Below are 24,780 nucleotides of genomic sequence, written 5' to 3'. Positions count from 1 at the left end.
ATAAGTGCGATATGAAACAGTTTATTCTAGAAAAATCCGATGCAGACATAATCAGTCATGGTGGCCTATCTTTAATTGGTCTAGCAATTAAAAAATACACAAACTTAACAAATAGCATTGATAAACTCATACCACTTCGTCACGGAACAAAACATTCCGACATTATTAAAATCTATACGGCTTTATTGTGTATTGGCAAAAATGACTTCGAAGCGATTAACACTATTGAGAGTGAATATTATTTTACTCATGCAATGGATGTTCAAGAAATTCCTTCTGAATCTACGTTGCGCCAACGCATGGACACTTACGCAAAATCATTTTTACCTATAGTTGAAAAAGCAAATTTAGATTTTCTAATAAATATCAAACCAGAATTAACACCCATATATACAGGACACAGACCACTGGATGTTGATGTGACACCTATGGATAATAGTGGCAGTAAAAAAGAAGGCGTGTCCAGAACTTATAAGGGCCATGATGGCTATGCACCCATGCCTGCATATTTAGGACAGGAAGGATATTGTATTAAATTTGAACTACGCGAAGGTAAGCAACACTGCCAAAGTGGCACGCCTGAATTTCTTAAAGATGCACTTAAATCAGCACAGAAAATCACAAATCAGCCCATACTTTTACGGCTTGATAGTGGTAATGACGCCATCGAAAATATTGATGTAATTCTTGATCACAACGCAAATAATGCTGAAAAAAATGATGTTGATTTTTTAATTAAATGGAACCCAAGAAAACAAAATAAAGATGAATGGCTAAAATTTGCAGACGAACAAAACACATGGACATATCCTAGAGAAGGCAAACGTGTCTCCTTATTTCGCATTGAAGAAGAGCGAGTTTGGCGTGGCCACACTTATAAAATTCAACGTGTCATGCAAGTAATTGAACGTAGTATTGATAAATTTGGTCAGTATATTTTAATTCCTGAAATAGAAATACAAGGTTGGTGGACGAGTTTACTGCTCAGTGATGAAGAAATCATTCAATTATATTGTGATCATGGAACATCGGAACAATTTCATAGTGAATTTAAAACCGATATGGATATAGAGCGACTGCCATCAGGAAAGTTTGACACAAACGCATTGGTGTTAGGATGCAGCATGTTGGCCTATAATATTTTGCGCTGGATTGGTCAAAATGGATTATTAGGACCCGATTCTCCGAAACGAAAAAAAGCGAAAAGACGAAGAATAAAAACAGTCATTCAAGAATTGATGTATGTAGCGGTACGAATTATTAAAAGTAGTCGGCGTATAAAACTCGCATTTGGTCGGTACAATGTAAATTTTATTATATTCGAAAAATTGCACCGTAAATTATTAATGAATTAACAAAAAAAAATTGAAACAAACAGATAGAATTGAAATGTGACTAATCAAAATGATTGGGTCATGTATATCTGTTTTTGTAGTGTAGCAATGGCGGTTAAAATAGTATGATTGCACAGATTTAAAAATAAAATAAGTTTAAAAATTGGTTTAAAGTTTGGTTTATTAATTGGTTTATATTATTTTTAAAAGATATGGTTGTTCTTACGATATTAAATGATCGATGCTTTGGATTCAGGACATATTAAAAGACGGCATAGAATTTGATGTCGAAAAAGCATTTGGTTATTCAAAATGAATAACTAAACCAGTTAGGTTAAACGGACGAGTTCATAGTGGGTGTTGGTAAAACCATAAAAGTGATTAAACCGTTCGTTTAACCTTCATTTAAAGCGTTTGAAAAAGCAAATATGCCTTCGATGTGAGCCATAAAGTGTTAGGACAAACAATATGTTTGAATCCTATAAAAAGTGTCATGCAAGAAATTGCAAATCACTTGGACATTATTGAGGTACTAAATAATTACTGAAGCGAAAGCCAAGGGCGAATGTTACCGTTTATCGTTTTCATTCAAGTGCCTTAATTCAGATGGGTGACTGGTGTGTATTTGTGACACCAACAATAGTAAATTTTAGGGCCATACTTGTTATAACGAACCGAAGATGAAATTATTAATTTACTATAAAAGAGTAAAGAATTTCGCTTCGACTATTGACCGGGATTTTCTAATGGGTGACATCCACTTTAGTGGGACCAGAAGTGACACCCACTTTTGTACAATTCATAACATTTCTGGGATTGTAACACAGCCAAAGTAATCTATATTTTAATTAACTACTCTATAAATGTATACACATCAATCAACAAATTAGCCAAAAGGGACATCCACTTTTGAAGAGCAGCGCACATTCACGGGATTGTGTCGCCCATTCCACAGAAAAACAGGTAAATCAGTTGCTTCACAATACTAATTGCAAAGTATCATGAAACAAGCGATCCGCCCTATTCTGTATTCACATTGTTACTCAGTGTTTTTCTCAATTTCTAGTAGCAAGTATTCTCAAAAGTGACACCCACTTTTGTATTGTATCCGTTAGATTATAAATGAACATTATTTTCAACATTCGATCCATTAGGGAAACCCCAATCCACATTGAGTCGAAAACACATGTAACCTCTTTAATATTTTGATCAATCATACTGCGCCCAATATTGGTATATCAAGAAGTCCCGTTTAACCCTTAAAGTTAACGGTATAAAAATCTAATACAAATTCACTATTAATTTATCTCAATCCCCCCCCCCTTCCTAAAACACATAAAAATCAAGCAGGTATAAAATTTGCTAACTAATTAATATGCATTTCAATAATACTGAGAATAAGAAGGAATACCATGAAAAACAATCACCTTAAAATTCAAGATTTACCCAAAAAACAATTTAATAAATTCATTAAACTTTTAGGTAAGCTCAGTGACGAAGACCTAGCAGGTAAGTTTAACCTCTCAAGTCGCCACGTTAAAAGATTACGCCAAAGCAAGAGTATTAAAATATTTAACGATACAAAAATTGAATTTGTATGGAGCCCTAGTAAAATCAAATTACTAGGCACTACTTATGACACAAACCTTGCCGCCAAATGGCGTACAAAAAAACACGTCATCCAAAATAAACGCTCACAATTAGGTATCAAACCTTACAGCCTGCCCCCTCTTGCAAAATTTAAAGGTTCATATTCGCCACATCACTGGACTGAACACGAGTTATCATTACTAGGCACCATGCATGACACAGAGCTTGCGCCTATTATCGGATTGTCTGGCTGCTCCATCACTGCATTTCGAAATTCAATAGGCATTGAGCCTTTTAGTGAGCGTGCCCCCATCAATTGGACTGATCAAATGTTACGATATTTAGGCGAAATGCCCGATATAGAATTTGCCGAAACATTTGGCATCAGTGAGCTAAGTACATCGACAAAACGAATATTAATGAAAATACCGAGCTATGGCACAGGCAATCTTACACGCACACCCCATTTGTGTGATGAGGCGATACAAGAATTAGGCAACGACACCGATTTCAATATATCAAAAAAATACAAACGAGCGCGTTACATTATTAGGCTGCACCGTCAATTACGCGGCATCCCAATTTTTGAGCGAACAAGAAAAAGTAAATATAACTTCACTGCATCAATCATTAAAAAATTAGGCAAAATACCAGACAGCGACATATCAAGATCAACCGACATCCCCCCACAAATAATTGGCTACCATCGAAGAAAAATGGGCATCCCCTTACCTGCCAAAACAGGTTAGATTACAAAAGATCTATGTTTTTTGATTTTGGATAATTTGTTGGTATGTTGGTATAGAGGCCTGGTTGTCAGGTCTTTTTTGTGGAAGATGGAAAGTATTGTTCATCAAGTGATTTAACCAATCCCCCCCCTCTCACTTATATAAAATAAAAATAAACATTAACAATTCAACATTAAACAAATATTCGTAGGGTAGACATTCAAGTCGAAAAAAAACTAAAAAAGTGGGTGTGCGCTTGCTCTCGAAGTTATTTAATTAAATACACCAATCATTATTTATTCTGCCGTACTCCCATTTGCACTGGGTAACTCAATGGGCGCGGTGTATTATTCATTACTGCCAACAGCGGCCAGCAAAATGGCAGTGATGTTTAGCACAGGAGGCGTGGCCATAGTATTAGGCATGATCGCATCGTACACAGGCATGTTCACCGACCCATTACAAAAATCCCTAGGCTGGCACGATAAAAAATTACACAAACTCATAGATGGACTTGAACAAAACCTAACAGGACAGTCAGAACAAACTCATAACTATAAAGATGGTTACGTTGCGCGGGTTTTAGATTTGGCAGATATATTGTTGACTGTTTCTAGTAAGTTGAAATAGTTGGGGTGTGAAAAGCAAATGAGGAAACATTCAAAAGTGGCTGTCACTTTTGATCGTATATTAATTCATTAATTTCATATCAGCCTTACGACTTTTTTTCATTCCATCATAAAAGTTTTCGTGAGAAGAAAAATTTAATAAATACATTTCCAGCTTACCTTCAAACCAACTATACCCTAACAACACCTCAAGCCGATCCATCTTGAATTTATGCACCCAAAGATGTGATAGGTCGCCCCTTTTTTGCGTCCCTAGTTCAGGATCGGCAATAATTTTTTCAATCTCATCTTCCACAATCACTAAATGCGATTCAGAAAGTTTATCCAAAGCTTTAGTGAAACGTCTCGATTCATAAACCTCAAACTTTTTTAGATCGTCGCTCATATCGTTTCACCAAACCTAGATTCATTTCAGAAGTCGCCAATAGCGCTTCATGCACAAACTCATAAGACAGATCGGGGTTATCCATCATCATCTGTCCCACTTTAGCCCAATATTCAATTTGCTTAGGCACAGAGCGACTTTCAGCTTCTGCATGCACTCTTGCGTGCTGAACGAACTCATCATCTAATCTAACGCTTACAGCCATAACGGCCTCCAAATTTTCAAGGTTTTGTCGATAATAGCGACAAATGATCGCATATTCAAATCTTTTGTTTCGATATTATGTAACATTATGTAATTTGAGGAATGAATACTTGGCTATTCAGTGTCAGACAGACCCAATCTAGAGGGTTGAAACTTGGATTTTAGTTTTCAAGTTACACTGTCCCTCTTGGTTTTTGAGTGTCTATGTCAAACTAAAGGCCTGACCCTCGGCCTATTGATGGACTTGAACAAAATCTAACAGGACAGTCAGAACAAACTCATAACTATAAAGATGGTTACGTTGCACGGGTTTTAGATTTGGCAGATATATTGTTGGCTGTTTCTAGTAAGTTGAAATAGTTGGGGTGTGAAAAGCAAATGAGGAAACATTCAAAAGTGGCTGTCACTTTTGATCTTTTGTAGGTTGCCCTTCAGGGGAACACAGAATCATCATTAGTCTTGTTGCCGTAAACGACAATCCACAAAAAAAGCCCAGTCACATGCATGACCGAGGCTTTTTAGTTTGATTTAGAAAACTAAAAGTGGAAGTCTCAATTAATTCTCTTTAAAGTATTGTGAAGCAAGTGACTTGACCCCTTTACACTCTAATTAGCTTTCCAAACTAAAGGCCTGATCCTCGGCCTATTTTGTTAAAAGGGTTCAAGCTTGTACCATAATTATCCTTTATCCATTTTACTTGTTTTTCAATTAATGGAGAAAGGTCAAGATTATCAGGTAGAGGATAGTTCTCAGGTTTATAGGGCCCTAATGCTGGCTGTTTCAACAAATGAAACTTATGTTGCCAAAGACGATAATGGTGTTTTTTCGTTAATTGTAATCCGTTTTCATAGACTTTTTCGAAATTTTTATTATCTGTTTTTTGTAGAAACCTCGCATAAAAATAAAGTGCTTGCACGTAGTAAAATTTGATATGCTTTAAATCAGTTAATGCTGATTGATAATAACCGATAACCCTATTATTTAATTCGATATTATGCTCGTCAGGAATACTCTTTTCAGGGTTAGCCTCTTCAGCAAGTAATTTATGTTCAAATGAAAGTGCATACATCAGTCTTTTTAAACCTCTCGTATAAGGGTTTACATTAACTAATTTTTCGATAACCTCATAATTCACATACTCATCACGTGACTTAATATAAGTTAAATTTACTCGGTCTAAATGTTCATTCTCGTGCAACTCATCAATCACTTTATTTATTTGATTAAGGTCTACACCCTCACTTAAATAACTTTGCGCTTCGAAGTAATCTAAGTCAGGAATAACCAGCTTCATCAATGGCTCAACATTCATTGCTGTTTGTACTTGAGATGCTACTAACGTAAAATAGCGATACTGATTAAACTTTTCAATATGCAAAACATTATTGATAATATCACCTTCCATGGAATATACGTGTTGCGCCGTATGATAAATTATATTATTAAGTTCATCATTTTCATCATTTTCATAGATAGTCATTAATAGCTTAACAGGGATTAATGAATTTAACTGGCTGTACGCAGTATCAAATTCCCCGTTATAATACATAGAGCTAACTTTAAATAGTTGCCATGCTAATTCTAGCTGTTCTTTATTATTTTCAGTGATGAGATGTTCAATAGCATTTTCATTAAGTACGGTTAAAAAGTCGTGAGATAAGTTCAATGTAATTGATAAGTTTTTAATTGCTCTTACCATATGAAAATAATCTTCTATTTCTTCTGAATTTCTCACAACATTTTCTTTAGTTCCATAGGTAATTGCAGCGAATAAGTTATTTACGATTGAAAGAAATAGAGGGATTGCTTTTTTATTTACTCTCTCTAATTTTTGAATAAACTCCAGCGTTTTCTCATTATAACGAAGTGCTCCTCTAAAAAGTTCAATCTTATCTTTTTCTTGAGTGTTTTGGTCAAATCGAAAACGGGAAAAACGTTGAATGACAGACTGTAGAGAATAAATTCCATTATTACTTTCAATTAATGATTTATTTGCAAGTACCGTAATATCTTTGTCGCTAACGGGTTTTTTAAATTTATTCTCGTATTGGTTTCGGTCACTTTTTTTGCTTTCTGCTACCAAAGCCTTAAAGGTTTTTAAGTCAATACCATCTGGAAATAGAGAAAATGATTCAAGCGCTCTCTTCTGACTATTATTTAGCGTTTCATATGAATATAGAATAGAAACGTAAAGCGATTCTTGGCGGTTAATATTAGCGTCAACTTCATCGTCAAACATCAAGATTAAATCTTCTTCTTTGACCTTACCAAAAAAGTCATCTTCTAACTCTTTTTTCAACCCTTTTAAGCACTTACCATTAGGCATGCCATCACAAATAAGTTTAATAGCTAACGGATTATTGTTAAGTAGCGGCTCTAAAATTTTCCTACGTACATAGCCCTGATCATCTTCGTTGAGATAGTTATTTTTGGTTAAACGATTAAATAGGGTTAGCGCCTCTTCAGATTCCATTTGCCTGAACGACAGCACATCTTCCCATTCAGTGTTCATAATCTCTCTTGAGGTCACTAATACGTTCGCATACATCAAAGTACGTGATAACAAAATTTTAACTTGATCTACAGCTTGTTTGTTTTGCTGTTTGTCAGATTTTTTTAAATACAGCAAACTTTCTAAATTATCAAAAATCAACAAGCGACTAAGCTGATCGTGATGTTGCGCCAAGTAGCCAAATAAATCATCAGCGGAGCGTAATTTAAAAGCTTCACCTATATGCATTTCAAGTTGATTTACGCTGGTTATACTTTCACAATCAACAAAGTAAACGCCTGCATCAAAGCGGCCACGATTGGCTAATTCTAATGCAACTTTTTTTGCTATCGTAGTTTTTCCTAGCCCGCCACTCCCCTTGATGGTTAATAATCTTTGGCCATTCGCCGCTTTGGTAAGTTTTTGACTAATATCAGCTAAATCAGATAATCGCCCAGTAAAACCTTGTAGCTCACTTGAGTTAATATCACGGGGTAATACAGGATTATGCTTCAACCAATCCTTTCGATTTTCAGGGTTAAGTGACTTCAATAACTCGTCGCTAACTTGTACTAATTGAATGTCTTCTTTATCAACAAAGGGTTTAATATCCTGTTTTTTAAACAGCTGGTGAGTTAATTTATCTAGAATGTTTAAATCTTTCCCCTGCTTATTTAATACAGGTAAAACAAGCAAAGGAAAGTTAATTGTTTTTAGTTCTTGCTCACTAAGTAACTTGTCCGTTATCAATACTGTTAATTTAGCATTCACTGGCAAGTTTTGTTCTAACTCCTCAATAGTTAAATAATCACTACAAGCATTATCATCTTCAATTAGAAGTCCGCCATTCGTTTTCTTGGCGAGTAATAAAATAATTGAGTAATCATCGGCTTGCATTAGGTTATTTTCGGTGAAAGCTTGTTGAAAAATAGGGTATTTATATTTTTTAAGTTTTGCGATGATATCAATTTCATCTAATGGTTTATCTAAAGGTGAGGCCGTAAACAGGCTTATTTTATTGAATTTCTTTTTTTGTTCTTTGTCATTGTCAAGTTTAGGTTGTTGGTTAAGTTCTTTTTCATTATTGATTGCTAGCTGTTGCTGTTTTTTGCATTCAGCTAATTGTGTGACAGCATCAATAAGTGGTTGACCAAAATCACTAAAAGTAATGGTTTGAACATGACTATCTGTTAACTTAGACTTGATTTCCTGTTCATCCGTTTTTCTTACCAGCGCATAATGAGGGCCAGTATTCCCATCAAATAGCTCGTTTTGTTTCACTATTTCAGCGAGTAGTTCTGCGTCATCAAGTGAGCAACCAATAAAAAGAATGATCTTATTGCTAATCACCTCTCTAAACTTGGTAAGCGCTGCTTTGTAGTTTTTTTCAGCTTCTTCTTCGTATAAGCGGTGGTATGATTGCGGAGTAAGTACCATGTGTTTTGGGTGTTCAATTGTGCCGTGCAAATGCCAGAGCATCTCTTGTTGACTTGGTCTTGAAAACTCTGAAAGTTGAGTGCAATTAGAATTGTCAAAAACACATAAATTTGCAGATTCTTCGTGAGCCCATTCAAGAACCTTGTCATAATTCAAAGTGACAACTCTATTACTTAATCGCCAAATAGCTTTAGGAAGCGCTTTACCTCTAACATCTAATTCTTTGAAATTAATAGAAAACTGTGAGTTAAGAAAGTCCCCCCAAGGACGACCTGTTAGAAGCTCCTGTGCTTCTTCAGCCGCGCGTTGCAGCTTCCCTCTTTTTACTTGAAGCTTAACAAGTTGACTATCTTCTTTCTCTAGCTTTTCTGCTGCATTAAAAAGTAATTCGGACCAAGAAGGAAATGCTTTTTCACCTTCCTTGGTTTTAATTGACATTGAAACACCAGCACCAATCAAAGGAATAACTTCGCCACTAGCTAAGGACTTTTTTAGAAAGTCAGGTATTTGGATATCGTTCATAAAAAAGTCTTATTAAATATATATTCCCGTTAATATATTACACTAAAGACTTCTTTATCAAGAGCTTAAGCCTTGTCCAACATGAAATGAGTCTGAGCAACTGAGCTCTTTCCGGAAATAACGAAGTCGCGTCCCCCATCAGCCATTAAGTTCAACGGAAAAGCGTTATAAAATCACGATTTCAGGCTTCAGCCAACTTCAATCCCGAACCAAACCTCGACACTTAGGAAAAGCCGAACACCCAAAAAACGGGACACCTGCATACTGACCTGTTTTAGATTGACGTTTCACCATCCCCCCACCACATTTAGGACACTCAGGTTCAACATCAGCAATCAAAACACCATCAGTTGAATTATGGTTAGCCTAGTCTTGAGCGCTAGTTTCACGAGCAATCTCAGACCTAACCACCTCACTACCCACTCTACTACCCCGCTTCAAACCACCCTGTCTGTCATGTTTACCTGACGACGTTACTCTTTGGGTAACTCTTTGACTATCTCTTTTCCCGCCTCTTGACTGACTGTCTTTAACAAGTACCTTCACATGCTCGGCATGTTGTTTGTCAGTAACAAACCCACGCTTTAATCGGCCAGATTCTATCTGTTCGATTATTTTTGCCACTTGCTGTGCGTCTAATAATTGGGTTTTAAATCCTTTAATTGTTTTAATCAGTTTTGAGTCATAACACACATTCGTTGGAAGCTCGGTTTTAAACTCAGCACTGCCTGTGAATACCACCAAGCTTTTGATCAAACGTTTGGTCTTGTCTTGTTTGTCAGTGCCATCTAAACCCAACAGGTTTTCTATGGTTTTACAATGTTTGTAGTTTTGCAGTAACGGGTTTTGGAATCTCGATTTATGTTTGTAAATCTGTTGTGTCCACTGCTTTTGGAACTCACTGCCAAATATCCAACCTTTAAAATGTTTGGTTTCAATCACAAACACACCAAATGCACTCACTACAATATGATCAACCTGTGTGGTTCCGCTGTGCTGACCTGATTCATCAAAGGTCGGTAACGTGACATTTTTAATTAGATGATACTGTGCTTTATTTAGAAACAACTTCAGCAATAGATTAACCTTAAACTCCCCTAGTTTACCTTTGAACCAAGCAGACTTGATCACTGCCACAAAAATTGAAAATATTACAAAATATACAAAGGGTTTAATCAGTGGGGTTAATAACGTTTCGATTTCCATGCATTCCCTTTGAGAGTGTCTTGTTTTTTAGTGAATCTAATTATACAACAAAGAGCGTTCAAAAAACCCAATAGCTATCAAAAGCGACGCCCACTTTTGAATTATTTCCCATGAGGGCAAGCACTCACCCACATTGACTTACCGTTGCTTTTGTTCTCTTAAAAGGCAATCTAGAGGAAAACAAGAACCCAAATTCACATCCACTTTTGGTACTTCTTGTTGTTCTTTTGCAATATTGGGGTCGGATCCAAATTTTTTTTAGGATAGTTATGAAGGCAAGCCATCACCCACATTTTGACTGCCCTTTCACTTTTAACCATCAAACTAAAACCGCAGCCACTGGATCCCCAACGACAAAACAGTTGAAGATGACGAGTGAAGCTTTCCTCTTCTATAACCAACAGGCACAAAAAAAGCTCGATTAAATCGAGCTCTATTTTATTGGGCGCCAATATTAAACTAGTGCTCTGCCACCGAGTTTTCACAACGCAATCCTTCTACGCGATCAAATTCTTTTAAATTATTTGTGACAATAATCAACCCTTCACTTCGAGCATGCCCTGCAATATGCAAATCATTCACACCTATGGTGGTGCCTTTTTTTTCTAAATTCGCTCGTATTTCACCATAATGAAACGCGGCACCACTTTGATAATCAAGCACTTCTAAGCGTGAAATAAAATCTTCTACTTGCTTAAGGTTGTGCTCAGGTCTTTCGCTTTTTTCAACCCCATGAATTAACTCCGCCAAGGTCACGCTACTAATGCATAATTGTCCTTGGTGGTTATTAAACTGAGTCAATACTTCAATTGGGCGGCGCTTTATAATGTATATGACAATGTTTGTATTGCGCATATATTTGAGTATTAAAACGACTCACGCTTTGTTTCAGTTTGCTCGGCACGCTCTGACATAAAATCGTCATCTACGCTTTGATCCTGCATAAAGAAACTGTCCCAGGTGTTCTCTAATGGGCAAAGAATACGCTCTTTACCTACGATTCTGACACTTACCTGCTTTATATCATCATCAAAACGCATTTGCGCAGGTAATCGCACTGCTTGGGTTCGATTGTTTGTAAAAATACTGCCTTTAGCCATGATGGTTCCGCCTATCTGTTGTTGCAACACAATTGCTATATTCACCAAGTATGTACATTATTTCGAACTTGTTCCATTTATTCTTGTACATCATGGATATTGGCGGTTGATGAGCATGGATTGTGAGGTGACCATAATGATTTGTTGGTTTTTTTATGGCGGCTTGATTAGTCCTGATTTTGAAATTTTGTACAAAAAAAGGCTAATCTTTTTGGGATTAGCCTAAGTTTTACTTTGGTTGTCTGGTTTAGCTTGCTATCGATTCACCCTATTTTAACGCATAGGATTAATTAGTTTACTTAATGGTAAAACTCAAAACGTCAATCCCATATAACCGTCCGCTTTTACAAAACCCGCTTTTTCGTAAACACTTTTTCCATGGGTTGATGCATGCAGTTTTACAGATACAAAGCCTCGTTCTTTTGCCTCAACTAAAAGTTTATCAATTAATAATGATGCAATGCCCTGTTTACGAAATTGATCGTCAGTGTACATATTGGTTATATACGCATTGGTTCCAGTTGGATTAGAAAAAGAACCAGGGAGTTGATAAAAACAAAGCCCACCAGTGGCGATAATTATATCGTTACTGAGCCCAAGCCAACAAACCAGCGAGCCATTACTTAAGCTGTTTGCAAAATACGTTTGCAACTCGTGACGAATGTCTCTGATTTCAGGGTATCCTTCATCTATAAGCTGTTTGATACGAAGTTCAATAAGCTGTGGAATGTCTTTCTCAGTCGCCTTACGGTAAGAGATTTTTTCAATCGTTTTCATCAAACACCTGACGCCGTAATAAACGGCAATAAATACTTGGCTATAATGGTTATGAGCAACGAGCACCAGCCAAGATTTGGGTGTCCGCTTTAATTGCCTTGTTTTAATCGTCTTTGTTATAGGATTTTTGTGCAAGTTCAATTGAAAGCGTTTCTCGTATTCATTTACTTTTTCTAGATTATCAATTTGGTTGTTACACCAAAAATTGTGACCACAAAGTGGCAATGCTACCTGCCTGTTACGTGGATAGTGTCGCCACCATTTTTACGTGTTCAACGCCTGTTAGTTTTACTTTGTATGGTTTTTCACTAGCAACAAAACCACAATTTTCGTAGAGCTTTTGTGCCGATACTTGAGCATTCAATTGAATGCTAGTCGCCCCAAGTGACTGAGCACGTTTTATGAGCTTTAATAGCAGTGCTGTCGCATAGCCGATTTTACGATGCATTTCAGGCACTATGATTTGAGAGATTCTAAACACACCATTTTCAAGTGGTGACAACCTACCATAAGCCAGAATTTCTGATTGATTTAGCAACGCCAAATGAATGCTTTCTGGTTCTAGCTCATCGGGTGTGACTGACTTAGGCAAACCAAAATTTTTAAAGAAGGTGTGATATCGAAGCTCCATTGTTTCTTCATACAGTGGGCTATTGCTATTAAATTCTATGAATTCCATTTTTATTTCCACATTAATTAGATATTCATAATAACTTATAGGGTTTACCTTGGGTATCTTGATTAGTTTTGATTTTGAGATTTTGGACAAAAAATGCTCTTTTTTGGGGATTAGCCTAGTTTTTATTTTGGATGTCTGAACTAACTTTTTTCATAGAGTAAATATTAAGTTCATTGACGGATTTAGTTTGAGTTAGTGTGAAACCTAAATGTTCATAAAATCCGATATTTTCTTTGTTTTCAGTGTCTAGTAACAATGCCTGAGATTTGTTTTCAATTTGTAGTCGCTCAATAATATTTTGTAAAACCATTTTTCCCACACCTCGCCCCTTCGCATGATCACTCACCGCAATTAAAGTGAGGTATGAGTGTGGGCCTTTAGGTTTTGTTTTTGAAATTATTTTATAATAATCATTTAACTGTTTGCTTGATTTTAATCCAATCTTAAATAAAAGTGGTAAAAAGACTATAAACGCTTGGCATTCTTTTAGAAAATTAATAAATCGATTAGCAATATAGGGTTTTAATAAATAAACAGCGACCATTTTATTTTGACTAATCGCAACAGTTGTTGCTCCACCGATAATATTATTTTGTTTGATTAAATAATGAATAAAAAACTTTCGACATTTTATACTTCTAAATATAGACAAAAACATTGGATCCTGCCTAAAGCTTAATTCAATTAAATCAACAGCTTGCTTTACGTCTGCTTTTGTTAATTCATAATACTGTATATTATTCATAGTGGTTAACCGAAAAGCTATAAGCCACTTTAATATAAAACAACATAGCCACTATTTGTAAAACTAAATTCGACCAATTTAAAACCATGATTAAAATTAAGCCCAACCCTAGACACACTGCAGCGACTATTCTCTGCATTGAACTCCACGCGCTACTTTTCAATATATTCAGCATCGACGCAACTGATATTGTAGCCACCCAAGAAATAACGACTGCACTATAACTTTCAACTTCAAACAGCCAAGCAACAATTAATACATGGAAATGAATCGAGATAAAGATCCATCTTTTTTTAGGTTCATTTTGGTAGAAATCATTAGTACCCTTTGTAAAGTTGGCAATTAATCCAGCATTAATATCTAAAACAATCACCATTGCAACGATTGTTTTCCATAACGCTAATTCACTTAAAAAATCCCATCCGATATACAATAATAAAATGGTACTGAGTATAGAGAAGCTAAAAATGGAAAGAATTGAAAATACACTCTGTTTTAACCCAAACACATCATGCATAGATTTAATGATATTTATATCATTTGTTAACCACATAATTAAAGCCCTACGTTATTAGTTTATTTGATAAAAGTTTCCAAGACTTCATGAATTTTTGGTTATTTTTAAAGATTAAAAAGTGAATAGCCATACCATCTAAACTAGTGAATATTAATTCGGCATAGTCTTCAGCCTCTTCTTTAGAAAAATAGGCTGACAAGTCATTTTTCATATTGCATTTAAATTTATTAATTGATCTTTTTAGTTTTTGTTTAATGTCATTATTGAAAATAGATTTCGTGAAAAACATAAAATAAGCAGTAATGAATTTATTATAATGTTCACAGGCATATAATGTTTGTTCACCCAAAGCATCTAAATACTCTTGCGATGAAGGGTATTTTACATCTTGTTGTATAAATAATTGCTCAATAAGCAAGTCAAACGATTCAATTAAGAGCTGGTCAATACTTTCGAAATGGTGAAATATTGTTGATTTACTTATGCCTATTTGTTTGACTAAGTTACCTGCACTTAATCCTGATAGTCCTTCCTCACCAATCAATTGGATAGTGTGATTTAATATTTTCAATTTTGTAGTATGCATTTGATTTGTTTTTTACATTAAGTTAAGCACAATACTACCCACTACTGACCGATCGGTCAACATGATAAAAATAACTATTTCACAACCATCTCAAGATTAACATTAATAAGACTATCAACCACCCAAAAGCAGATCAAAAGGGACAGATCAAAAGGGACACCCACTTTAGTGTTTTAGCTAAAGCTCAACCCTACGTTTTTATTTTTAATAATATTGGGGTCGGATCCAAAATTGACACACAGATCAAAAGGGACACCCACTTTAGTGTTTTAGCTAAAGCTCAACCCTACGTTTTTATTTTTAATAATATTGGGGTCGGATCCAAAATTGACACACGCCAACCCAATAGAAAGATGCTCATTTCGCCATACCCATTACAAAGCCACTGGATCTCCAGCGATAAACCTGCTGAAGATGACGAGTAATTATCCATATTGACTTACCGTTGTTTTGTTCCCTTAAAAGGCAACCTACAGGTTAATATTGGGGTCGTAATATTGGGGTCGGATCCATAATTGACTCACAACTAACCCATTAGAAAGATGCTCACAAGACGCTCAAAAGTGACACTCACTTTTGTACTTTATTTTTTGTTAATTGATATAAATAAAACACCGATTATGAAATATAGTATTGTAGAAAGGCTTAATGAAATAAATATTGTTAATAAATTCCACTCATTCTTAACAATTGGCATAATTGAATATATGTATATTGCGATCCCCGGAATTGAAAAGCGACCTATTATTTCATATCCACTCCAGACGGATATCGCCTCATTGCATTCATGGCATTTATACTCAATTTTAAAAATCAGTATTATTTTCTGCTTGATTGTTATGTTTTTTTATCACAACAAGGACAAATAAAATATTTCAATATTCACTTCCCCCCAGTACCGAATTGCCAATTAATTCAATCATATTCAAAGTAGATGCTCTATGTTCATTTATTATCCATCTTATTAAGAATTAAGCTATAACTTGACCTTCTAAAATAGCTAATAACTAACAATATTTACTGATTTAATATTACTCGATTCAGTATGTCGGGGTCGAGTCTTACATTTGACATAGTTACCCAAAAAACCAACTGGATTATCTCTTAAATTAATTACACTAACCTTTTATGAAAAAAATCAATGAAACTGACTGGATCGTAATCACTGACTGTCTTGTTACTTTTTAAGGGAGTTTTAGCTCTGCAGACCTTTTTTATATGCCTTCGGGGCTTAACATAGTCTCATTCAGCTTCGACCCCATTAGTTTTTTTATTGAATTATAAAACTATGAATCCCCCCCACAACCTGAACAAACCCTAGAGACCCATCTTTTGAAATTTTAATACGCCCGTCATTCATACCTTTATTATTATGCCAATTCATAATATGCGGAATTGAAATATTCTCAACAAATTCATTTGTTATTGAATTAAATATACCAATACTAGATTTATCTGCCCATGGAACAAAAAGCAAATCTGAAACAGGACTATAAGCCACCCCCAAAGGTATGCCATAATTTTCTGAATCAATTCTTATTATTAAATTCCCAATATTATCAAATATTTTCAAAGACATAATACTAGGAATTGCCACAAACTCATTATTTCGATCGATGGAAATATCATACAAAAATGAATCGGTTCGACCCCGCTTTGTTAAATTGGTCTCAATATTATAAATACCAAATGGCCCAGCACTACTATTTGATTCAGAAAGCACGATGATTGATCTGTCATTATTAGCATTTAACATTGTTCGTTGTTCAATGCTTCTTTCATATAAAACCGCATCTGACCCTAAATCAACAATCCTTACTAAAACACCACCAGAGCCAGCATAATCGGTGGTAAACATTATTTTATTATCGGGTAAATATAACACTGAATAAGATCCCGACTCACCAAACTCTGCGTCTATAACCATAGAAGAAACCACATGAGAATCAATTTCAATAAAATAAAGGTTAACTTCATCATCAAATCGACTACTTGTATTCTCAAATCTTGTTCCGTCAGCCACAACTAACTGTGAATTATTTTGATTAATATCGATACCAATTAAATTTCCACCGACACTTATCCTTTCCAGTAACTGGCCAGATAACAAGTCATAATGCAGCACATCGCTCCCATCTGTAATGTATAGAGTGTTGTTAGCTGGGTTATGAACCATATCTCTAGAGTTAGATGCAGCAAACAAATTTGCTTTGATTTGTAATTCAACGACATTCACTGTCAATGTCGTTATTAACGATTCATTCGTTAATGTATTTACTAATAGTCCAGTTAATACAGTTTGACCAACTGAACTTGGAGTAAAGCTAATCTTCTTAGAGTGTCCATTATCAATTATATTAATACTTTGATCCGCAATTATTTCCTGATCTTCAAAGCTAACTGAAAATTCAAAATGATCCACATCAACTATATTTTCACTAATAACAAAAGTTAAATCATTGTAAACCTCATCTTTATAAGCAGTAATTGATGTAGATATTTCATTATTACTTTCATAATTAACATCTTCAACACCAATAACAGGAACTTGTTTTGTGGTGATTTTAAAATTATAAAAAGCATTGACAATACTTAATTCTACATTATTCGAGACACCATATAGATCAGAAGACACCCCTCGAACTTTGATCGAGTCATTATTATTAATGTAACCATTATTATTAGTATAATTACTACCATTAATACTATATTTCCCTCCAATTACACTGACTGCCACGTTCCCACTAATTCCAGTAACAACTACTTCATTACTTTCAATTAATTGTGTTGGCTGCACATCATTTGCGTCTGTAAATTGAAAAAAGTCTGCCTTAACGTCTTGCTCAGCAAGCACATTACCTGCGTTATCATTACCAATTTCTGAACAGCCTATGAATGTCATTATCGCAATAAAGGGGATTAAAAAAACAAATACCGATTTCATTATTTTCCTTTGATTAACTATTATTTTAATGGGTTTGAAGATTCATACCATAATAACATTACTTAATCATTTATTCACAAGTAAAGATATCGTAAAACCAAAACAAACATCCACTTTTAATCTGAAAGCAAAGACTAAAGCCACTGGATCTCCAACGATAAAACAGTTGAAGATGACTAGAAACTATCACTCACATTGTTATCTCGGGTGGGCTTTATATTTGACATGGACAATAATGAAAAATAAATATTTCTTACAATTTTTATATCGGCCGCGTAGAAAATGGCGGATATGGAATCCACCCTACGGCTAACAACCCACCTACCCATTCAGGCATATCGTACTTATGCCATAAAGCTATACAATTAAATCCGAATAGAATATTAAATGTAACTATTAAATTAAACTTAATATAAAGGCAACCCATGACTAAAAGCTATCAATCCATCACCAAAGACATTTCTCAATATGCGGGTGAATTGCAAAAGGCTATGCCAGAGGGGATGAAAGGGTTTTATGCGATGTCGGCTGCGGCGACTAAAGACGGGTTAATTGATAAAAAAACCAAGGAGTTTATCGCGCTTTCAATTGGAATCACACAGCATTGTGATGGCTGTATTGGGTTTCATATCAAAACGTTAATTAAGTTAGGTGCTACTCGTGATGAAATCGCTGAAGTATTAATGATGTGTGTTTATATGGGAGGCGGTCCTGCGTTGATGTATGCCGCGGACGCTTTACGCGCTTTTGATGAGTTTACGCAAAATAACTAAAGGGGGTATTTGAATATAAAAAAACCAGCAATCGCTGGTTTTTCGTTTAATACTGACGTCGCATCATTTGTGAGGTCAGTTCATCCATTAGTTTTTGTTCAACTTTATCTAATTGATACTGTTCTTTATTTTTTATTTTAGTGATGAGTTTTTCAAAATTTTGCCGTTTAAATAACATTTGCATGTATTTTTCTTTTACAGATTCTAAGTACTGATTTTGATCGTTTAGTGCTTTGTGTTGACCTTTAATTACATCATCTAGTTGCGCCATAAAATGTTGTTGTGAATGCAGCTGTGACCCTGTAATGCCTTTTTTTGCTTCTATTTGAAAATTGGCTTCGTATTGTTTTTGATAGTCATAAAGCTGTGTCAACTTCTCTTCTTCTTGTTGCTTTTGAATGGTGAGTTCACGCAACATGTCTGACATTTTTTTCTCTTTTTGTTCATATACTTTTAAGACCATTAAAAAACGCTGGGATTGTGGTTTCATTTATCGTCTGACGCCCCCTGCTTGTTTTTGTCCTGATTTTAATGGTTGTTTTTGTGGCGCTGGAGGTTGCATGGCTTGAACAAATTGTTGTAGTGATTCTTTAAAGGGTTCTGCTTTTTTGTGACTTTGCTGTAAAAACGCTTTCATTTGCGGCACCATTAAAATTGCTTGATCAAGCTGTGGATCGCTGCCTTTTTGATACGCACCGATGGTGATTAAATCTTCGTTTTGTCGATATTTAGCAAAGATCTGTTTAAATTGTTGAGCCGTTTGCAAATGCACCTCGTCAACCACTTGCGGCATAGCACGAGAAATACTTTGCTCAATATCTATTGCTGGATAATGCCCCTGCTCCGCAATCGCTCGATTCAAAACGATGTGGCCATCCAAAATTGCGCGGGCAGAATCCGCTACTGGATCTTGTTGATCATCCCCTTCTGTTAATACTGTATAAAACGCAGTAATCGATCCTCCCCCTGCTTCTCCATTACCTGCTCGCTCAACTAATTGAGGGATTTTTGCAAACACCGATGGCGGGTACCCTTTTGTTGCAGGTGGCTCGCCAATGGCTAAGGCAATTTCACGTTGCGCCATGGCATAACGGGTTAATGAATCGATCAGTAATAAAACGTTTTTACCCTGAGCACGAAAATGCTCTGCGATGGTGGTGCAATATTGGGAGGCGCGTAATCGTAATAATGGCGCGTCATCAGCAGGAGACGCGACAACCACAGATCGGACTAACCCTTCTTCGCCCAAAATATCTTCAATAAATTCTTTTACTTCTCGTCCACGCTCACCAATTAACCCCACAATGGTAATGTCTGCTTCTGTGAATTTTGTCATCATGCCTAACAAAACTGATTTACCTACACCTGAGCCTGCAAATAATCCTAAACGCTGTCCACGTCCTACGGTTAACATGGCGTTAATCGCTTTTATGCCAACATCTAGTGGTTGTCTAATAGGTTCTCGATGTAATGGATTAATATATTCGCCATCTAATGAGCGATGCGTACGACAGGTTAAAGGCCCTTTGCCATCAATTGGCTCACCAAAACCATTGACTACTCGGCCTAATAATTCATCCCCAATGGCTAGCGGTTCATCTTGATTGATAGGAATGACTTTTGCCCCAGATTTTAAACCGACCAAAGGTTGCAACGGCATTAAGTATGTTTTACCTGCATCAAATCCAACGACCTGAGCTTCAATTTTTTTTGTTCCGTCATCAATTAAACAACGATCGCCTACGGTGACTTGCAAACCCAAAGCTTCCATTGTTAACCCAACCATTCGAGTTAATCTGCCTTCTACTAAGGGTTTTTGTTCCCCCATCATCTCAGATTGTTTGGTAAAAAAGTCACTGACTTCAGACATTTTTATCGTCCTTTTTTATTTCGTCTTTCAGTTGTTCGGCTTGTTCTTTTTCTTTTTCTTGTTCTTTTTCTTGTTCTTGTTGATCTAATGTTTCAGCTTTACTTTGCTCTGTTTCTGTTTCTGTTTCTGTTTCTGTTTCTGTTTCTGTTTCTGTTTCTGTTTCTGTTTCTGTTTCTGTTTCTGTTTCTGTTTCTGTTTCTGTTTCTGTTTCTGTTTCTGTTTCTGTTTCTGTTTCTGTTTCTGTTTCTGTTTCTGTTTCTGTTTCTGTTTCTGTCAACGATGGTTCTTGACTTTGTTCTTTGTTGTCTAGTTCTTTTTTATTATCTTCAGCACTTTGTACAACTTCAGTTTCAAGCTCTTCAGTTACAAGCTCTTCAGCTTCTTGATTTCTTTCTTCTTTAGTAGTCGGCTCATTTAACTCTGCTGATATTTCTTCGTCTTTAACTGATCCATCATATTCAACGGACTCTTTATCTTCGATTTGAGGTTCTTCAGTTTCTATTTCATCCTCAACTATTAACTCACCTTCAATCTCAAGTTCTTCACTCTTAAGTTCTTCACTCTCAAGTTCTTCATTCTCAAGTTCTTCAATGATGTCATTTTCAGGCAATGGTTTTTGCAAGTTAATGATGCAATCCCAATCTAACTCTGTCACGGATTCCATTAAATCTTTTAACTGGTTTTGAAAACGTTTTGATAATGAATAATCCACATAAGAATACTTAGCTTTAACTATGCACCCCCCACTTTGTAATGCATCATCAATATTGTATTGCAGTTCTTGATTAGGGTGAAAATCCATAACTTTTTCTAATTCTGCATGATCATCACTATTTACAAATATTTGTAATTTTTGTTCGTCATTTGGTAACGCATCCAATACTTGCTTCACAATATATAAAATATGCTCGGGTTTTAATGCCATTTCTTTCACAAAAATGCCGCGGCAAATTTGAACAATCAACTGTGTCAAAGATGATTTTATGTTTTCATCTTGCTCATCAATACTTTGTTTTAATCGATCGATCACGCTTTGCCAAATTTCATTTTGTTTTTTAAATTTTACTAAATAGGTGTCTTCAACGTCTTTTTTTGATTGGTCAAAACCGTCTTTCAACCCTTTTTCGGTTCCTGCCTTTAATCCTTCTTCATGACCTTCTTTTTTACCTGATTCAAACCCATCAGCCTCGCCTTGTTTTTTTCCTTTTGCAATACCTTCTTTATAACCTAACTCAAATCCTTCATTAAAAGCATCGTCACGAATTTTCTGCAACTCGTCAATGGTTGGATACTTTGGCTTCTCTTCTGGTTTTATTTTTTTTTCAGCATTCATTGCTTTTGGTTTGGCTTTTTCTTTTTGCTCTCCCCATTGTTCGTATTCATAATCATGAATACGACACAATTCTTGATCTTCTGGTTTTAGAGGAATCTCTGGCATTTTATTCTCTTTTTAATTGAAGCGAAGAAGGCATTTAAAGCATGCCTTCGCCACCTCCACCACCAAGCATAATTTCACCTGCATCTGCCATTCTTCTAGCAATTGACAAGATATCTTTTTGTGCAGTTTCAACATCACTGACTTTAACTGGGCCTGACGCTTCCATATCATCACGTAATAATTCCGCAGCACGTTTAGACATATTACCCAATATTTTGTCAGTCAATGAGTCGTCACAACCACGAAGTGCAATTTTAAGCGCATCGGTTGATACTTCACGTAATAATGTTTGAATTCCGCGATCATCCACATCAATTAAGTTATCAAACACAAACATCAAGTCGGCGATTTCTTGACCCAAATCTTCATCCACCTCTTTGATGCCATCCATAATTTCAGCTTCAACACCACTTTCTAGGAAGTTCATAATATCAGCCGCTGTTTTCACACCACCCAATGTGGTTTGTTGCGCACCAGCAGAACTTGAGAATTGACGCTCTAGAATGCTGTTTAATTCACTTAATGCAGCAGGCTGAATGGTATCTAATGCAGCAATACGCATGATGATATCCAAACGCACTTTTTCAGGAAAATTCGATAAAATTTCTGCGGATTGATCCGGCTCTAAATAGGAAATCACAATGGATTGAATTTGCGGATGTTCGTGACGAATAATATCGGCAACCGCTCGCGCTTCCATCCATTTTAAGGTATCTAAACCTGTGGTATTGCCGCCTAATAAAATTCGATCAATTAATGAAACTGCTTTATCTTCACCTAATGCTTTGGTTAACATTGCTCGAATGTATTCATCCGCACCAATACCTAAACTGGTTTGCCCCCCCACATCATTTAAAAATAAATGCACGGTGCTTTCGACTTGCTCTTGACTAATTTCATTTAATGCACTCATGGATGTCCCCACACGTTGCACTTCTTTTGGGCCCATATGTTTTAACACTTCTGCAGCATCGGACTCACCAATACTCATCAATAATATCGAGGCACGCTCAAGATTTGAGACAGGCTCAAGTACACGTTTAGCTAAAGCGGTTTCTTGGCTATCTGGTGGTTTATTTTCACTCATGACTGTCTGCTTATTATCATTGTTTATCGGCCATAATCCATTTACGCAATACTAAAGCCACACGACCTGGGTCTTCAGCAATCAACCCACGAAGTGCATCGAGTTTTCGCTCAAATGTCTCTGAAGGTCCAGGCAATAAAAACTCATCTGCGCCTGAAAGTGTCACCTTATCATCGGTTATGGATTCTTCATCAATATTTAATAATTCAAGTGCATCGTCTTCATCCGACTCTTCATCCTCACCTTTTTCCATTAGGTTTTTAACTGCTGGGCGAAGCACACCAAAAATCATAATTAATACAAACAAGCCGCCTAATATTTGTTTTGCGTTATCCCAAAACCAAGGTTGCTCCCAAAAATTAAGTAACTCCTGTGCAACAATCGGGGCTCTGAATTCTGAATTAATCACATCAACAGAATCGCCACGAGAAATATCAAACCCAACTGTATTTTGAACAATGATTTTTAATTTATCTAATGACTCTTGAGGCCAAGGCTCTGTGACAGAATTTCCTTCTGCATCCACTGTGGTTAAATTATTAATCGCCACGGCTACTGTTAATCTTTTTACCTGTCCGGTTGCATGTTCTGAATAACGCAATGTTCTATCATTTACATAATTGGTGGTTGCTTGGTCTTTTGTGCTTGTAGGAGGCGCATTTGCTGCGTCACCTGCTCCAGCTTCTTCTGGGGCTTGTGCATCTAATGGCGGCTGATTGGTTAACGCACCAGGCACCCCACCATTTTGTTCTCCGGTTTTGGTTTCGCTTAAAGTTTGTTGTGATCGAATGGTTAATAAATCAGGATTATATAATTCATCCGTTTGCTCAACTTTTGTAAAATCAACCTGTGCATTAACGGATACTTCAAAATTATTGGCTCCTAAAATTGGCGATAAAATAGAGTTAATCGAACTGATCCGATCGTTTTCAATTTTACGTGTAAAGTCATATTGTTTTTTAGTGAGCTCTTCTTGGGTTTGTTCTTCGTTGTTTTCATATAAATGTCCTTTTTGATCTGTCACAACTACATCTTCAGGATTCAACTCTGAAATAGAAGCAGACACCATATTTTTAATGGCTTTGACTTGATCAAATTCTAACTGTCCACCTGCAAATAATTCGACCATAACCGATGCAGTAGGCTTACGTTTATCACGCACAAACACACTTCTTTTTGGTAATGCTAAATGCACGCGTGCAGATCTTACAGAATTATAGGATGCGATGGTTCTGGCTAATTCCCCTTCTACACTTCTCATGTAACGAGTATTTTCCATAAACTGAGAGGTACCAAGTGGCTGGTCTTGATCTAATAATTCATAACCCAATAAGTCATCGGTAGCTAAGTCGGCGCCCGCTATAGCTAAACGAGCTTTATGAAGATCACTTTGTGTTACCAATATCACCCCAGATACTGGATTCATATTAAAATCAATGTCTTGTTGTTGCAGAAGTTGAATCACTTCTTTTGTATTATAGGAATTAGCAGAATTTAAAAGCGGTTTATAAGTTTCGCTTTGAGTAAATAACACCATGCCAATGCCTAATGCAATGGCAGCTGACAGGCCAATTAATAAACCCAATTGACGCAACATAGTAAGCTTACTAAAACCCGCTACAATAGGATGTATTTTTTTCGTGCTTACCGCCGCGCTTTCAGCGTTGACTGTATCGAGCATTGGAGGGTTTGATCCCTCCATATCACCAGGTGACGCTTGTGCTTGATCCATAATTAT

General features: G+C 36.1%; 22 protein-coding genes. 4 read left to right on the top strand and 18 right to left on the bottom strand.

Going from position 1 to position 24,780, the window contains the following annotated elements; genetic code table 11:
• Nucleotides 1-11 precede the first annotated feature (11 nt).
• From TYM08_RS07255 to TYM08_RS07245, 3 genes are all read left to right on the top strand, one after another.
• The gene (locus TYM08_RS07255; protein WP_422382304.1) at nt 12-1,355 is read left to right on the top strand and encodes an IS1380 family transposase; all 1,344 of its coding nucleotides are present in this window, start codon (nt 12-14) and stop codon (nt 1,353-1,355) included.
• A gap of 1,391 nt (nt 1,356-2,746) precedes the next feature.
• A complete protein-coding gene (locus TYM08_RS07250; protein ID WP_422382303.1) occupies nt 2,747-3,673 on the top strand; it encodes a hypothetical protein in 927 nt (308 codons plus the stop codon).
• Nucleotides 3,674-3,940: 267 nt separating this feature from the next.
• Nucleotides 3,941-4,282 (top strand): DUF6635 family protein, encoded by a 342-nt coding sequence (locus TYM08_RS07245; RefSeq protein WP_422382818.1) that lies wholly within the window; start codon nt 3,941-3,943, stop codon nt 4,280-4,282.
• A 60-nt stretch (nt 4,283-4,342) separates the two neighbouring features.
• On the opposite strand, the gene TYM08_RS07240 is transcribed toward TYM08_RS07245, so the two are convergent.
• From TYM08_RS07240 to TYM08_RS07180, 13 genes are all read right to left on the bottom strand, one after another.
• On the bottom strand, nt 4,343-4,666 hold the full coding sequence (locus tag TYM08_RS07240) for a type II toxin-antitoxin system RelE/ParE family toxin (RefSeq protein ID WP_422382302.1): 324 nt from the start codon (nt 4,664-4,666) through the stop codon (nt 4,343-4,345).
• Complete coding sequence (locus tag TYM08_RS07235; RefSeq protein ID WP_422382301.1) at nt 4,641-4,871, bottom strand: TA system antitoxin ParD family protein; 231 nt, start codon at nt 4,869-4,871, stop codon at nt 4,641-4,643. The genes TYM08_RS07240 and TYM08_RS07235 overlap by 26 nt, the downstream gene beginning before the upstream one ends.
• A 621-nt stretch (nt 4,872-5,492) precedes the next feature.
• Entirely contained in the window at nt 5,493-9,320 is a 3,828-nt protein-coding gene (locus tag TYM08_RS07230) for an SIR2 family protein (RefSeq protein WP_422382300.1), read from the bottom strand.
• A gap of 198 nt (nt 9,321-9,518) precedes the next feature.
• Nucleotides 9,519-9,659: a topoisomerase DNA-binding C4 zinc finger domain-containing protein gene (locus TYM08_RS07225; protein ID WP_422382299.1), complete on the bottom strand. Its 141-nt coding sequence runs from the start codon at nt 9,657-9,659 to the stop codon at nt 9,519-9,521.
• A 27-nt stretch (nt 9,660-9,686) separates the two neighbouring features.
• The gene (locus tag TYM08_RS07220; protein WP_422382298.1) at nt 9,687-10,526 is read right to left on the bottom strand and encodes a nuclease-related domain-containing protein; all 840 of its coding nucleotides are present in this window, start codon (nt 10,524-10,526) and stop codon (nt 9,687-9,689) included.
• Between the two features lie 459 nt (nt 10,527-10,985).
• The gene (gene vapC / locus TYM08_RS07215; RefSeq protein WP_422382297.1) at nt 10,986-11,381 is read right to left on the bottom strand and encodes a type II toxin-antitoxin system tRNA(fMet)-specific endonuclease VapC; all 396 of its coding nucleotides are present in this window, start codon (nt 11,379-11,381) and stop codon (nt 10,986-10,988) included.
• 11 nt (nt 11,382-11,392) lie between these two features.
• Nucleotides 11,393-11,671 (bottom strand): type II toxin-antitoxin system VapB family antitoxin, encoded by a 279-nt coding sequence (gene vapB / locus TYM08_RS07210; protein WP_422382296.1) that lies wholly within the window; start codon nt 11,669-11,671, stop codon nt 11,393-11,395.
• A gap of 267 nt (nt 11,672-11,938) precedes the next feature.
• Nucleotides 11,939-12,403: a GNAT family N-acetyltransferase gene (locus tag TYM08_RS07205; protein WP_422382295.1), complete on the bottom strand. Its 465-nt coding sequence runs from the start codon at nt 12,401-12,403 to the stop codon at nt 11,939-11,941.
• Nucleotides 12,404-12,641: 238 nt separating this feature from the next.
• Nucleotides 12,642-13,082, bottom strand: a complete 441-nt coding sequence (locus TYM08_RS07200; protein WP_422382294.1) for a GNAT family N-acetyltransferase — start codon at nt 13,080-13,082, stop codon at nt 12,642-12,644.
• A 115-nt stretch (nt 13,083-13,197) separates the two neighbouring features.
• Complete coding sequence (locus tag TYM08_RS07195; protein WP_422382293.1) at nt 13,198-13,827, bottom strand: GNAT family N-acetyltransferase; 630 nt, start codon at nt 13,825-13,827, stop codon at nt 13,198-13,200.
• Nucleotides 13,820-14,380: a hypothetical protein gene (locus TYM08_RS07190; protein ID WP_422382292.1), complete on the bottom strand. Its 561-nt coding sequence runs from the start codon at nt 14,378-14,380 to the stop codon at nt 13,820-13,822. Before TYM08_RS07190 ends, TYM08_RS07195 begins: the two co-directional genes overlap by 8 nt.
• Before the next feature lie 10 nt (nt 14,381-14,390).
• On the bottom strand, nt 14,391-14,930 hold the full coding sequence (locus TYM08_RS07185) for a TetR/AcrR family transcriptional regulator (protein ID WP_422382291.1): 540 nt from the start codon (nt 14,928-14,930) through the stop codon (nt 14,391-14,393).
• A 1,270-nt stretch (nt 14,931-16,200) separates the two neighbouring features.
• Nucleotides 16,201-17,874 (bottom strand): YncE family protein, encoded by a 1,674-nt coding sequence (locus TYM08_RS07180; protein ID WP_422382290.1) that lies wholly within the window; start codon nt 17,872-17,874, stop codon nt 16,201-16,203.
• Nucleotides 17,875-18,299: 425 nt separating this feature from the next.
• On the opposite strand from TYM08_RS07180, the gene TYM08_RS07175 reads away from it, so the two are divergent.
• Complete coding sequence (locus TYM08_RS07175; protein WP_422382289.1) at nt 18,300-18,647, top strand: carboxymuconolactone decarboxylase family protein; 348 nt, start codon at nt 18,300-18,302, stop codon at nt 18,645-18,647.
• Between the two features lie 46 nt (nt 18,648-18,693).
• On the opposite strand, the gene fliJ is transcribed toward TYM08_RS07175, so the two are convergent.
• Genes fliJ through fliF form a run of 5 tightly spaced genes read right to left on the bottom strand, consistent with a single transcriptional unit; the run spans nt 18,694 to nt 24,774 of the window.
• Complete coding sequence (fliJ, locus tag TYM08_RS07170; protein ID WP_422382288.1) at nt 18,694-19,137, bottom strand: flagellar export protein FliJ; 444 nt, start codon at nt 19,135-19,137, stop codon at nt 18,694-18,696.
• Nucleotides 19,138-20,517, bottom strand: coding sequence for a flagellar protein export ATPase FliI (gene fliI, locus TYM08_RS07165; RefSeq protein WP_422382287.1), 1,380 nt, complete (start codon nt 20,515-20,517; stop codon nt 19,138-19,140).
• Complete coding sequence (locus tag TYM08_RS07160; RefSeq protein WP_422382286.1) at nt 20,510-21,955, bottom strand: FliH/SctL family protein; 1,446 nt, start codon at nt 21,953-21,955, stop codon at nt 20,510-20,512. The genes fliI and TYM08_RS07160 overlap by 8 nt, the downstream gene beginning before the upstream one ends.
• 34 nt (nt 21,956-21,989) lie before the next feature.
• Nucleotides 21,990-23,042: a flagellar motor switch protein FliG gene (gene fliG / locus TYM08_RS07155; RefSeq protein ID WP_422382285.1), complete on the bottom strand. Its 1,053-nt coding sequence runs from the start codon at nt 23,040-23,042 to the stop codon at nt 21,990-21,992.
• A 16-nt stretch (nt 23,043-23,058) separates the two neighbouring features.
• On the bottom strand, nt 23,059-24,774 hold the full coding sequence (fliF, locus tag TYM08_RS07150) for a flagellar basal-body MS-ring/collar protein FliF (RefSeq protein ID WP_422382284.1): 1,716 nt from the start codon (nt 24,772-24,774) through the stop codon (nt 23,059-23,061).
• Nucleotides 24,775-24,780 lie beyond the last annotated feature (6 nt).

The organism is Marinicellulosiphila megalodicopiae, from assembly GCF_045862395.1.
Taxonomy (GTDB): domain Bacteria; phylum Pseudomonadota; class Gammaproteobacteria; order Pseudomonadales; family Natronospirillaceae; genus Marinicellulosiphila; species Marinicellulosiphila megalodicopiae.
The sequence above is the reverse complement of the archived record's forward strand: the minus strand, read 5'-3'. Positions and strand labels throughout refer to the sequence as shown.

What these genes read in the sequence shown, in the direction of transcription:
- TYM08_RS07255 (WP_422382304.1), top strand. Translation starts at nt 12, where the DNA reads ATGAAACAGTTTATTCTAGAAAAATCCGATGCAGACATAATCAGTCAT.
- TYM08_RS07250 (WP_422382303.1), top strand. Translation starts at nt 2,747, where the DNA reads ATGAAAAACAATCACCTTAAAATTCAAGATTTACCCAAAAAACAATTT.
- TYM08_RS07240 (WP_422382302.1), bottom strand. Translation starts at nt 4,666, where the DNA reads ATGAGCGACGATCTAAAAAAGTTTGAGGTTTATGAATCGAGACGTTTC.
- TYM08_RS07235 (WP_422382301.1), bottom strand. Translation starts at nt 4,871, where the DNA reads ATGGCTGTAAGCGTTAGATTAGATGATGAGTTCGTTCAGCACGCAAGA.
- TYM08_RS07230 (WP_422382300.1), bottom strand. Translation starts at nt 9,320, where the DNA reads ATGAACGATATCCAAATACCTGACTTTCTAAAAAAGTCCTTAGCTAGT.
- TYM08_RS07220 (WP_422382298.1), bottom strand. Translation starts at nt 10,526, where the DNA reads ATGGAAATCGAAACGTTATTAACCCCACTGATTAAACCCTTTGTATAT.
- vapC (WP_422382297.1), bottom strand. Translation starts at nt 11,381, where the DNA reads ATGCGCAATACAAACATTGTCATATACATTATAAAGCGCCGCCCAATT.
- TYM08_RS07205 (WP_422382295.1), bottom strand. Translation starts at nt 12,403, where the DNA reads ATGAAAACGATTGAAAAAATCTCTTACCGTAAGGCGACTGAGAAAGAC.
- TYM08_RS07200 (WP_422382294.1), bottom strand. Translation starts at nt 13,082, where the DNA reads ATGGAATTCATAGAATTTAATAGCAATAGCCCACTGTATGAAGAAACA.
- TYM08_RS07195 (WP_422382293.1), bottom strand. Translation starts at nt 13,827, where the DNA reads ATGAATAATATACAGTATTATGAATTAACAAAAGCAGACGTAAAGCAA.
- TYM08_RS07190 (WP_422382292.1), bottom strand. Translation starts at nt 14,380, where the DNA reads ATGTGGTTAACAAATGATATAAATATCATTAAATCTATGCATGATGTG.
- TYM08_RS07185 (WP_422382291.1), bottom strand. Translation starts at nt 14,930, where the DNA reads ATGCATACTACAAAATTGAAAATATTAAATCACACTATCCAATTGATT.
- TYM08_RS07180 (WP_422382290.1), bottom strand. Translation starts at nt 17,874, where the DNA reads ATGAAATCGGTATTTGTTTTTTTAATCCCCTTTATTGCGATAATGACA.
- TYM08_RS07175 (WP_422382289.1), top strand. Translation starts at nt 18,300, where the DNA reads ATGACTAAAAGCTATCAATCCATCACCAAAGACATTTCTCAATATGCG.
- fliJ (WP_422382288.1), bottom strand. Translation starts at nt 19,137, where the DNA reads ATGAAACCACAATCCCAGCGTTTTTTAATGGTCTTAAAAGTATATGAA.
- fliI (WP_422382287.1), bottom strand. Translation starts at nt 20,517, where the DNA reads ATGTCTGAAGTCAGTGACTTTTTTACCAAACAATCTGAGATGATGGGG.
- TYM08_RS07160 (WP_422382286.1), bottom strand. Translation starts at nt 21,955, where the DNA reads ATGCCAGAGATTCCTCTAAAACCAGAAGATCAAGAATTGTGTCGTATT.
- fliG (WP_422382285.1), bottom strand. Translation starts at nt 23,042, where the DNA reads ATGAGTGAAAATAAACCACCAGATAGCCAAGAAACCGCTTTAGCTAAA.
- fliF (WP_422382284.1), bottom strand. Translation starts at nt 24,774, where the DNA reads ATGGATCAAGCACAAGCGTCACCTGGTGATATGGAGGGATCAAACCCT.